Below are 9,852 nucleotides of genomic sequence, written 5' to 3'. Positions count from 1 at the left end.
AAGCGATAAATACTTGCTTAAAGATAAAGAAAACTAAGGAGTTATCCAAATATTTTGAACGATTTTTAATACAAAAGAATAAACATTGGAAAGGAAGGTTTTTAGACAGTTTGACGTTGGTCGTCTGTGGGTTTATACCCTGTTTCGGTGAGTAACATATCCATTTTCAAATGAGCCATTGCATAACTCGCCATCAACAACTCAAAACCATTCAATCGTGGAATAAGGTCATTGGTTACATATTTACTCCAAATCCCCTGTTGTCCCTCAAATTTCTTGTGAATGTGTTTCACCACTTCGGCAAGAAATGTTCCTGTTCCTGTTGCTGGGTCTAATATTTGAACTTTGTGAACTTCGTGTTCGACCTCAACTTCTTTAATCTTGGAACGTTTGTCGGCTGTTGCTTTTGTAAAACCCGTTTTTTTGATTTTTATTTTACTGGTGTCAGCCAAACCTTGTGGCAAATCGAATTCGGTTTTTAGAATATCATCAACGGCACGAACTATAAAATTAACCACAGGTTGTGGTGTGTACCAAACCCCACGAGCTTTTCGCAAAGCGGGATTGTATTCACCCAGAAAAGTTTCATAAAAGTGAACCACAGGGTCTTCCTGTTTGGTGCTTTTACCAAAGTTTTTCATAATGGTTGCCACATCCGATGCTAGGAAAATATTAACCAATTCATCTACTATCCAAGTTAATCTTATATCTAAATCATACCCTGCAATATCTTGAAACAACTTGCGTAAAAATGGGTTGCTTTTAGGAATTAATTGGGAAGCTTCAATACGAGAAAAGGTCGGCAAAGTTGGGTCGTGGTAACGAGCTGCAAACATTCCATAAGCTATGGTTTGAGAGTAAATGTCGGCAAATGATTTGTTATCTATATCGTGTATCAACATTTGTTGAAACGAAAGCATTTGTGATTTGATGGTGGAGCGTTTCCCTTCTTGGTCGTCAAAATTCAATGACTTCTCGATAACATCAGCCATCAGTTTAGCCTTACCCGCCATCATACGAGCCAAAGAGGTTGGTGATTTGATGGTTTGAGAAACGGTTAATGCGAAATTTTTGATCAGTTCGGAGAACTGATTAAAACTTTCGGGTATAGGTATAATTGAATTGTTCTCAATTTTTGCAATAGCTATTTTGGTTACAAACTCACCGTCTTTGTAAAAATGAAAGTCTAAATAATCGGTAAAAATTAAATTGGATAGTCCTGACTTATATCGGTCAAACTGTTCTTTTAGGGTTTTGCTTCCTAAATCAATTCCTATGTCTTTAGCTTCAATATATCCAATCGGAACATCCTTACGGGTCAGAACATAATCAGGTGCACCACAATCAACTCTTGCAGGTTCATTCGTCACCAGAACGTCTGGTAAAATTGCCATAATAAGGTTTTGAAGGTCGCCACGATAGGAATGTTCCCTTGCGTTTCCAGTTTTGTAAAGCGTTTCAATTTTGGTAAGATATTGTTGAATTGTCATTTATTTGAGAGTCAAATTTATTTTACTAAAGTAGGATATTTTTTTCAATATTTGAAAAGGGTTGATTTTTTTGGATTAATTTGGTTTATTAGTTTAACCGCATTGTCAATCAGCGAAGATTTGTCATAGCCATCCAATACGGATTTGTTTTTTATCTTCGGGTGTGTGATTGGCTCGATGGTGTCGTTTTGTATGCCTAATTGTTTTAGGTTAGTTATAAAGGTTCCACGGCAGTCATGAGGGCTAAATAATTCGTATTGTTTTTTGCTTTCAGTTTTAACCTCGTTAACTAGGTAATACTTAGTTTTAGTTATAACTTCATTTTCAAATTTTAAATGGGTTAGAAATTTTCTTATTACTTTTCTAATGTTAGGTTCAGAAGTAAATTTTGGAAATCCATTTCCGTTTGATTCTAAAATCTTTTTTACGGGTTGTAATATTGGGATAGTAGTGATTAGTTCTTGAGTGTTTTCTCTTGATTTTCTAATCTTGGTAGTAAAGCAGTGGTATTTTTTAGATTTGTAAGTTATTGTTTCTGGCTTCACCTCGTGTAAGTGTACCATGTCACCAATTCTTAAACCCGTAAATGACGATAGGATTATGTAGTTTCGAGCATGTTCAAATTCTTTTGAGTGACTTGTATCAGTGTTAATAATTGTGTTTAACTGCTCCTCTGTAAGGTAGGTTTCGTATGAAGATGGGCTAGAAGGAATCTTTAAACTCTTTTTTGAGTATGCTAAATTAATATCAATATTTTCTTCTTTTGCACAGTTGAAAATTGCTCTTACAGACCTAAATTCTTTATTAACCGTAGTTTGTGTGTAGTATTCCCCATTATCAACTTTATGAACATCGTTAATGGTTTTAAAATAGTCCCAGTATATTTCCTCAGTTATTTCGCCAAATGTCAGATTAATGTTTTTTTCGGATTCATATTTTCTCAATCGATTAGCAATTGCCTGATATTGGTTTCCTGTTGTTGTTCCCCAAAACTCACTTGAAGTATTGGATAACTTTGTTCTTTTAAGTATTAATTTTTCAGTGTAATCTGCTATATTTATAGCATTGTTTTCTTTTTTTGTCCTACCTAGTTTTTCGAAAACTAGTTGTTTTAATTCTTCGATTGTAGGTTCTTTCTCAAATGTATTCCTGAAAAATGAAAGCTGCTCGTAGGATATTCTTTCAATTTTATCCAATACGTTATTTAAGTCTTTCCCATATTTCCTAACAAATGATTGATTTGCTCTGTATGTTGGTTTGTCAATCCAATATTCCTTATTTATGCTCCATTTAGTTGATATTCTTAAAGGTTCATATCTGAAATTATTTGTTTTTGAATTATAAGTTTTAAAGCCATAAGACAAATTAAATAAAATCAATTGTTCTCCAGATTTGTTTTTTTTGGCTTCTAAATTGAAAAAATGGGTAGCTTGTTTCATGGTTTTAATTTTACAACGTAGTAAATCACGTAGTAAAAGTATGCTATTAGTTGATGTTTTACAAAGTTTTTTGAGGTGATGTAAAAAGAAGGGTTCTTTTAAGGCTTATATTACAGGGGGTTTAGGTACTTTTTGAAGTTTGATGAGGTGTTTGGGGAATAGTCCTTGTAGACCAACAAAAAACCTCTCAATATTTGAGAGGTTTTTTTATGCAAAATTGTATAGGAAAACGTTTTATTGTCATTTAATGGAATTTTTGGCTAAAACACAACTAGTTTCGCCTTAGTTTAGTGATGTTTTCTTCGGACATAAATCACATTTTGAAAGTTATTACAGGTTTTGCTGCATGATTTACTAGGTTTTCACCGATACTTCCATTAAAAAAGTGAGCCAGTCCAGTTCTGCCGTGAGTGCATATTCCTATTAAATCAGCATCTACACTATTGGCAAAATTAATAATTCCGTTTTCTATATTGATGTCATTATATATGTGAGTAGAGTAGTTTTTGATATCAAAATCAGCAATGAAATCACTCATAATTCTTTCGGCAGCAGCGGTTGTTTTAAAACTATTGAGCGTGCAAATCATTACTAAAAACAAATTTGAATCGAAAATTTTTGCAATTTCAATCATTTTCCTGAAAGGCTTTCTGGTTTCTTTTGAGAAATCTGAAGCAAAGACAAAATTCCTTGCTTTAAATTCTTTTGCCTTTTTTTTAATAACTAAAACAGGAACGTTAGAGAAGCGAACAACTTTTTCAGTATTGGAACCAACAAGTAATTCTTTAAATCCGGATGTTCCGTGAGAACCCATGACAATTAAATTTACATCATTTTTTATACTGGCGTCAATAATGCCTTCTGATACTTTTTTAAACTCAATGGCTTCTGACACATTAATTCCTTTTAAATAGTCTGCATCCATTAATTCTTCCAGCTTGGCAATTGCCTTGTTTTTAAAAAACATAATTTCGGGAATGCTACTGCCGCTTCCCGTCAAGGCGTTTGCTTGGAGAGGTAATTCCAATAAGTGCAACAAAACGAGTTCACTGTTGTTCTTTCGGGCAATTTGTGCCGCTACTTTTAGCGCTTCTTCTGAATATTCAGAGAAATCAATTGGTATTAAAATCCGTTTCATAACTAAAAAAGTTTCAAATTATTTGACAAACTGGACATAATATTTGGGAGATTAAATTTACAAATTTTTTTAACATAAAACAATCATTTTTGATTTATAAAAAAAACACTATATTTGCACAGTTATTTATTAAAAAACTAGATAATGAGGCACGCATAGCGTGCCTCTTTTTATAAAATATGACATTTAAAGAAAAGGTAAACGGAGTATTAGTTGAGGCATTATCAGAGAAACTTTCTGTTTTTCTAATAGATTTGACTATTACCGATAATTTTAAAATTATCGTGAGTTTAGATGGAGATAGTGGAGTGGCTTTGCAGGATTGCATTGATATTAGTCGTGCAATTGAGAATAATTTAGACAGAGAAGAGCAAGATTTTTATTTAGAAGTAGCTTCGGTAGGAGTTGGATCGCCATTAAAATTTGTAAGACAATACAAAAAAAACGTTGGCAGAACATTAATAGTGAAATTAGCAACTGAAACTATTGAAGCAGAATTAGTTGAAGCTAATGATAATTTTATAATTTTGTCGTGGAAAGCAAGAGAACAAAAAAAAATTGGAAAAGGGAAAGAAACAGTTCAAAAAAGACAAGAAATACCTTACATAGAAATAAAAGAAGCAATTGTTACAGTAACATTTTAATTAATTAGTTGGCATGGAAAATTTAGCATTAATCGATTCATTTTCAGAGTTTAAAGATGACAAACTTATTGATCGTGTAACGCTTATGGCGATATTAGAAGATGTATTCAGAAATGCATTGAAGAAAAAATTTGGTTCAGATGATAATTTTGATATTATCATTAACCCTGACAAAGGTGATATGGAAATATGGCAAAGAAGGGTTATTGTTGCTGATGATGATGTAGATTTAGACCATTTAGAGATTTCCCTTACAGATGCTCGTAAAATCGAACCTGATTTCGAAATTGGCGAAGAAGTTTCAGAAGAAGTGAAATTGATTGATTTAGGAAGAAGAGCTATTTTGGCTTTACGCCAAAACTTGATTTCTAAAATTCACGAACACGACAATACAAATCTTTACAAACAATTTAAAGATTTAATTGGCGAAATTTATACTGCCGAAGTGCATCATGTTCGTCCGAGAGTTGTTATTTTGATTGACGATGAAGGAAATGAAATCATTTTGCCAAAAGAAAAACAAATTCCTTCTGACTTTTTCCGTAAAGGAGATAATGTGCGTGGAATCATTGAAAGCGTTGAATTAAAAGGAAATAAACCTCAAATAATTATGTCCAGAACTTCTGAAAAGTTCTTGGAAAAATTATTCGAACAAGAAATTCCTGAGGTTTTCGACGGATTGATTATGGTAAAAAATGTAGTTAGAATTCCAGGCGAAAAAGCAAAAGTAGCTGTTGATTCTTATGATGATAGGATTGACCCTGTTGGCGCTTGTGTAGGAATGAAAGGTTCTCGTATTCACGGAATTGTTCGTGAGTTAGGAAACGAAAACATTGATGTTATCAATTACACCAGCAATATTCAATTGTATATTACAAGAGCATTAAGTCCAGCAAAAGTTTCGTCTATCAAGATTAATGAAGATACAAAAAGAGCTGAGGTTTTCTTGAAATTAGAAGAGGTTTCTAAAGCAATTGGTAGAGGTGGACACAACATTAAATTGGCAGGTCAATTAACTGGTTATGAACTTGACGTTATTCGTGAAGGAGATGTTGCCGGTGCTGCCGCAGATGAAGATGATGTTGAATTGACAGAGTTTTCAGATGAAATTGAAGGCTGGGTAATTGAAGAGTTTGCAAAAATTGGATTGGATACAGCAAAAAGTATTTTGAAACAAGATGTTAATGATTTGGTTAGAAGAACTGACCTAGAAGAGGAAACGATTCTGGACGTAATGAGAATACTAAAAGAAGAATTTGATAGCTAGTCAATTCTTCAAAAAATAAATTTTAACCTTATTTTTCCTCTCCGGCAGAGAGTTAGTGTGAGGAACAATAAAGAAGGTAATATTAAAAAGGTTTTATGTCTGAAGAGAAAGTTATTAGAATAAACAAAGTTTTAAGGGAATTGAATATTTCTTTAGAAAGAGCTGTGGATTATCTAAAAGATAAGGGTATTGTTGTTGAATCAAACCCAAACACAAAAATTTCTGAAGCAGAATTTAATATCCTGCAAAATCAATTTGCTGGCGACAAGGGGAATAAAGAAGCTTCAAAAGAAGTAGGAGAAGAGAAAAGAAAAGAGAAAGAAGCTTTGCGTGTTGAACGAGAAAAAGAAATCGAAGACAAGCGTAAACATGATGAAGAACGGCTAAAAAGCCAAGAGGTTATTAAAGCTAAAGGCAACGTTACCGGACCAGTTCACGTAGGAAACATTGATCTTAATCCTAAAAAAGTCGTTGCAACTCCTGCACCTGCACCAGCACTCACGCCAATTGTTGAAAAAATTGAAACTCCAGTTGCTAAAGTTCCTCAAGAAAAGCCTGTCTTAAATGAAGCTGTTCAAAAAGAAGAACCAGTACTGGAAAAAGTGGTTTCAGAAAAAAAAGAGTTTAAGCCTGTTGTTGAAATAAAGGAAATCAAAAAAGAAGTTGCTCCAGCTAAAAAAGAATTACCTGTAGTTCCAGCAGCTCCAGTTGAAGAGTCTATCACAACTAAATACACAAAACTTTCCGGAGCAACATTGACAGGTCAAACTATCGATTTATCTCAGTTTAATAAGCCTAAAAAGAAAAAAGAGGAACCTAAAATTACTCCAAACAAACCCGGAGCACCTGGTGCCCCAGGAAGTGCAGCTAGTAATGCCAATAAAAATAAAAGAAAAAGGATTGCTCCTAAACCTGGTGCGCCAAGACCACCTGCAACTCCTGGAGTTCCGGGTGCGCCAAACCCCAATAAAATTACTCCAAATGCTGGAGGCGGAGGATTTAACGCTAACAGAGGGGCAAGACCTGGTTTTGTAAAAGGTGCAAGACCTGCAATTGTTGCTAAAGTTGAGCCAACAGAAGAGGAAGTTAAAAATCAAATTAGAGAGACTTTAGAGAAGCTTCAAGGAAAAGGTGGTAAATCGAAAGCAGCTAAATATAGAAGAGATAAAAGAGATACGCACCGTCAAAAATCAGATGACGAGCAAAGAGCATTAGACGAAGGAAGTAAAACTATTAAAGTTACCGAGTTTGTTACTGTTGGTGAAATTGCCATTATGATGGATGTGCCAATTACTAAAGTTATTGGAACTTGTATGTCACTTGGAATAATGGTTACCATGAATCAGCGCCTTGACGCAGAAACATTGACTATCGTTGCGGACGAATTTGGATATGAAGTTGAATTTATAACGGTAGATATTGAAGAAGCCATCCAAGTTGTTCCTGACAAAGAAGAAGATTTAGTTTTCAGAGCGCCTATCGTAACCGTAATGGGACACGTCGATCACGGTAAAACTTCTTTACTGGATTATATTCGTAAAGAAAATGTTATCGCTGGTGAATCTGGAGGAATAACACAGCATATTGGTGCTTATGGAGTGACTTTGGAAGATGGTCAAAAAATAGCTTTCCTTGACACACCGGGTCACGAAGCGTTTACCGCAATGCGTGCTCGTGGTGCTCAGGTTACGGATATTGCAATTATTGTTGTTGCAGCTGATGATGATATTATGCCACAAACTAAAGAGGCAATTTCACACGCTCAGGCAGCTGGAGTCCCAATTATATTTGCAATCAATAAAATTGATAAGCCAAATGCAAATCCTGAAAAAATCAAAGAAAAATTAGCAGGTATGAATTTACTTGTTGAAGATTGGGGTGGAAAAATTCAATCTCACGATATTTCGGCGAAAGTTGGAACGGGAGTTAAAGATTTATTAGAAAAAGTTTTATTAGAAGCGGAAATTTTGGATTTAAAATCCAATCCAAATAAAGCAGCACAGGGAACTGTTGTGGAAGCATTTTTAGATAAAGGAAAAGGTTACGTCTCTACTATATTAGTACAACACGGAACCTTAAAGATTGGGGATTATATGTTGGCTGGAAAACATCATGGTAAAATTAAAGCCATGCACGACGAAAGAGGAAATATTGTGACCGTAGCAGGTCCTTCGACTCCGGTATCAGTATTGGGATTAGATGGCGCTGCAACTGCGGGTGATAAGTTTAACGTTTTTGAAGACGAAAAAGAAGCCAAACAGATTGCTTCGAAACGTTCTCAGTTAATGCGTGAACAATCGGTTCGTACACAACGACATATTACTTTGGATGAAATTGGACGTAGAATTGCATTGGGTCAATTTAAAGAATTGAACATCATTCTTAAAGGTGACGTGGATGGTTCTGTTGAAGCTTTGTCTGATTCGTTCTCTAAATTATCTACCGAAGAAATTCAAATCAATATCATACATAAAGGTGTTGGAGCAATTACTGAAACTGACGTAATGTTGGCTTCTGCTTCTGACGCTATTATTATTGGATTTAATGTTCGTCCTGCTGGAAATGCAAGACAATTGGCTGACAAAGAAGAAATCGACATCCGTTACTATTCCATCATCTATGCCGCAATCGACGACTTGAAAGATGCAATGGAAGGAATGCTTGCTCCTGAAATGAAAGAAGAAATTCTGGGAACTGCCGAAATCCGTGAGATATTCAAAATCTCTAAAGTGGGTTCTATCGCAGGAAGTATGGTAATGGATGGTAAAATTGTTAAAAATGCCAAAATGAGAATCATTAGAGACGGTGTTGTTGTCTTTACAGGTGAACTGTTAGCATTGAAGCGATTTAAAGATGATGTAAGAGAAGTGGCTAAAGGATACGATTGTGGTATTCAAGTGAAAGGATATAATGATATCGAAGAAAGAGATATTATTGAATCGTACCATGAAGTAGCTATCAAAAAGAAATTGAAATAAAATTTCAAACTATTTATAAGAAATCCCGAGCAATCGGGATTTTTTTTGTTTAAATTAGCTTGATTATTTGAAAAACGGAAAAATGAAAGACATTGCGATTGGAGTTTTATTTATTCTTTTTGGAATAGCGGTGATTTGGTTTGTTTCAAAAAGACCAAAAAATATTGGTATTTCTTCTATTGTTAATTTTCAAGGTTGCACTTTTGGAGTAGTTTCTGTTTTTCTGGGTTTAATGATTATTTTTGGTGGATTACACTTTTAATAAATAGTAGGATAGTAGATGAGCACAAATAATAATATAATCAACAAAAAAGCAGCCCTAAGTGAGTTGCTTTTTTGTAGCAATGTGGTCAAAATAAACGCTACCTACTCGGTTTTATCAAAAGTACATTTTTGTATCTGTCTTTAATATCTGCTAAATTCCTTTCGGCTTCGATGCGGGTTCTGAAATTACCAACCCAAACCTTATAATTAGGAGTGTTAAAAACTATTGTGGCATCAATATCACTAAATTCTTGTCTGAACTCGTTCAGAGCTTTTTTGGCATTTTCGCTTCCGCCAGTATAAATTTGAATTTTATAGGACTCGTTTACGGTAAGTGAAGCATTTATCTTTCTTTTTTCATTTAACAATTGTTCAAATTTTGGGTCTTGACTAAGGCCGCTATTTTGATTTTGTGCAATTATATAGGAAGTCGAAACGCTTAATAAAAAGGAGTAGAAAACGAATTTTCTGATTGGTAGAATTCTCATAATGTGATTGTTTAAACGCAAAAGTAATATTTAACCCGTTGGGTGTAATTATTTGAAGTAAAAAATATTAATTAGATATTGCTCAAGACACTGAAATTCAGTATCTTGAAGTCGCAAAACAAACAATATCCATGTCAAATATAA

At 34.2% G+C, this 9,852-nt stretch carries 8 protein-coding genes; 4 read left to right on the top strand and 4 right to left on the bottom strand.

Annotated elements, in window-relative coordinates:
- Positions 1 to 101: 101 nt before the first annotated feature.
- The 3 genes from IR213_RS15560 to IR213_RS15550 all read right to left on the bottom strand — a co-directional run bounded on the left by IR213_RS15560 (position 102) and on the right by IR213_RS15550 (position 4,067).
- Positions 102 to 1,490, bottom strand: coding sequence for an N-6 DNA methylase (locus IR213_RS15560; RefSeq protein ID WP_194313216.1), 1,389 nt, complete (start codon positions 1,488 to 1,490; stop codon positions 102 to 104).
- Between the two features lie 44 nt (positions 1,491 to 1,534).
- Positions 1,535 to 2,929, bottom strand: a complete 1,395-nt coding sequence (locus IR213_RS15555; RefSeq protein ID WP_194313215.1) for a site-specific integrase — start codon at positions 2,927 to 2,929, stop codon at positions 1,535 to 1,537.
- 313 nt (positions 2,930 to 3,242) lie between these two features.
- Positions 3,243 to 4,067 (bottom strand): universal stress protein, encoded by an 825-nt coding sequence (locus tag IR213_RS15550; protein WP_194313214.1) that lies wholly within the window; start codon positions 4,065 to 4,067, stop codon positions 3,243 to 3,245.
- Between the two features lie 179 nt (positions 4,068 to 4,246).
- Between IR213_RS15550 and rimP the strand changes: the two genes are divergently transcribed.
- From rimP to IR213_RS15530, 4 genes are all read left to right on the top strand, one after another.
- Complete coding sequence (rimP, locus tag IR213_RS15545; RefSeq protein WP_194313213.1) at positions 4,247 to 4,711, top strand: ribosome assembly cofactor RimP; 465 nt, start codon at positions 4,247 to 4,249, stop codon at positions 4,709 to 4,711.
- 13 nt (positions 4,712 to 4,724) lie between these two features.
- The gene (nusA, locus tag IR213_RS15540) at positions 4,725 to 5,978 is read left to right on the top strand and encodes a transcription termination factor NusA (protein ID WP_194313212.1); all 1,254 of its coding nucleotides are present in this window, start codon (positions 4,725 to 4,727) and stop codon (positions 5,976 to 5,978) included.
- A 95-nt stretch (positions 5,979 to 6,073) separates the two neighbouring features.
- Positions 6,074 to 8,956, top strand: coding sequence for a translation initiation factor IF-2 (gene infB / locus IR213_RS15535; RefSeq protein WP_194313211.1), 2,883 nt, complete (start codon positions 6,074 to 6,076; stop codon positions 8,954 to 8,956).
- Positions 8,957 to 9,038: 82 nt separating this feature from the next.
- Positions 9,039 to 9,218 carry a hypothetical protein gene (locus tag IR213_RS15530; protein WP_194313210.1) on the top strand — a complete coding sequence of 60 codons (180 nt, stop codon included), beginning with the start codon at positions 9,039 to 9,041 and terminating at the stop codon, positions 9,216 to 9,218.
- A 100-nt stretch (positions 9,219 to 9,318) separates the two neighbouring features.
- Here the strand turns inward: IR213_RS15530 and IR213_RS15525 are convergent, their stop codons facing one another.
- Positions 9,319 to 9,708, bottom strand: coding sequence for an SPOR domain-containing protein (locus IR213_RS15525; RefSeq protein WP_194313209.1), 390 nt, complete (start codon positions 9,706 to 9,708; stop codon positions 9,319 to 9,321).
- Positions 9,709 to 9,852 lie beyond the last annotated feature (144 nt).

Origin of the sequence: Flavobacterium soyangense (assembly GCF_015277675.1) — a bacterium.
Taxonomy (GTDB): Bacteria; Bacteroidota; Bacteroidia; order Flavobacteriales; family Flavobacteriaceae; genus Flavobacterium; species Flavobacterium soyangense.
This window is presented reverse-complemented; position numbering and strand designations above follow the sequence as displayed.

What these genes read in the sequence shown, in the direction of transcription:
- rimP (WP_194313213.1), top strand. Translation starts at nt 4,247, where the DNA reads ATGACATTTAAAGAAAAGGTAAACGGAGTATTAGTTGAGGCATTATCA.
- IR213_RS15525 (WP_194313209.1), bottom strand. Translation starts at nt 9,708, where the DNA reads ATGAGAATTCTACCAATCAGAAAATTCGTTTTCTACTCCTTTTTATTA.
- nusA (WP_194313212.1), top strand. Translation starts at nt 4,725, where the DNA reads ATGGAAAATTTAGCATTAATCGATTCATTTTCAGAGTTTAAAGATGAC.
- IR213_RS15555 (WP_194313215.1), bottom strand. Translation starts at nt 2,929, where the DNA reads ATGAAACAAGCTACCCATTTTTTCAATTTAGAAGCCAAAAAAAACAAA.
- infB (WP_194313211.1), top strand. Translation starts at nt 6,074, where the DNA reads ATGTCTGAAGAGAAAGTTATTAGAATAAACAAAGTTTTAAGGGAATTG.
- IR213_RS15560 (WP_194313216.1), bottom strand. Translation starts at nt 1,490, where the DNA reads ATGACAATTCAACAATATCTTACCAAAATTGAAACGCTTTACAAAACT.
- IR213_RS15530 (WP_194313210.1), top strand. Translation starts at nt 9,039, where the DNA reads ATGAAAGACATTGCGATTGGAGTTTTATTTATTCTTTTTGGAATAGCG.
- IR213_RS15550 (WP_194313214.1), bottom strand. Translation starts at nt 4,067, where the DNA reads ATGAAACGGATTTTAATACCAATTGATTTCTCTGAATATTCAGAAGAA.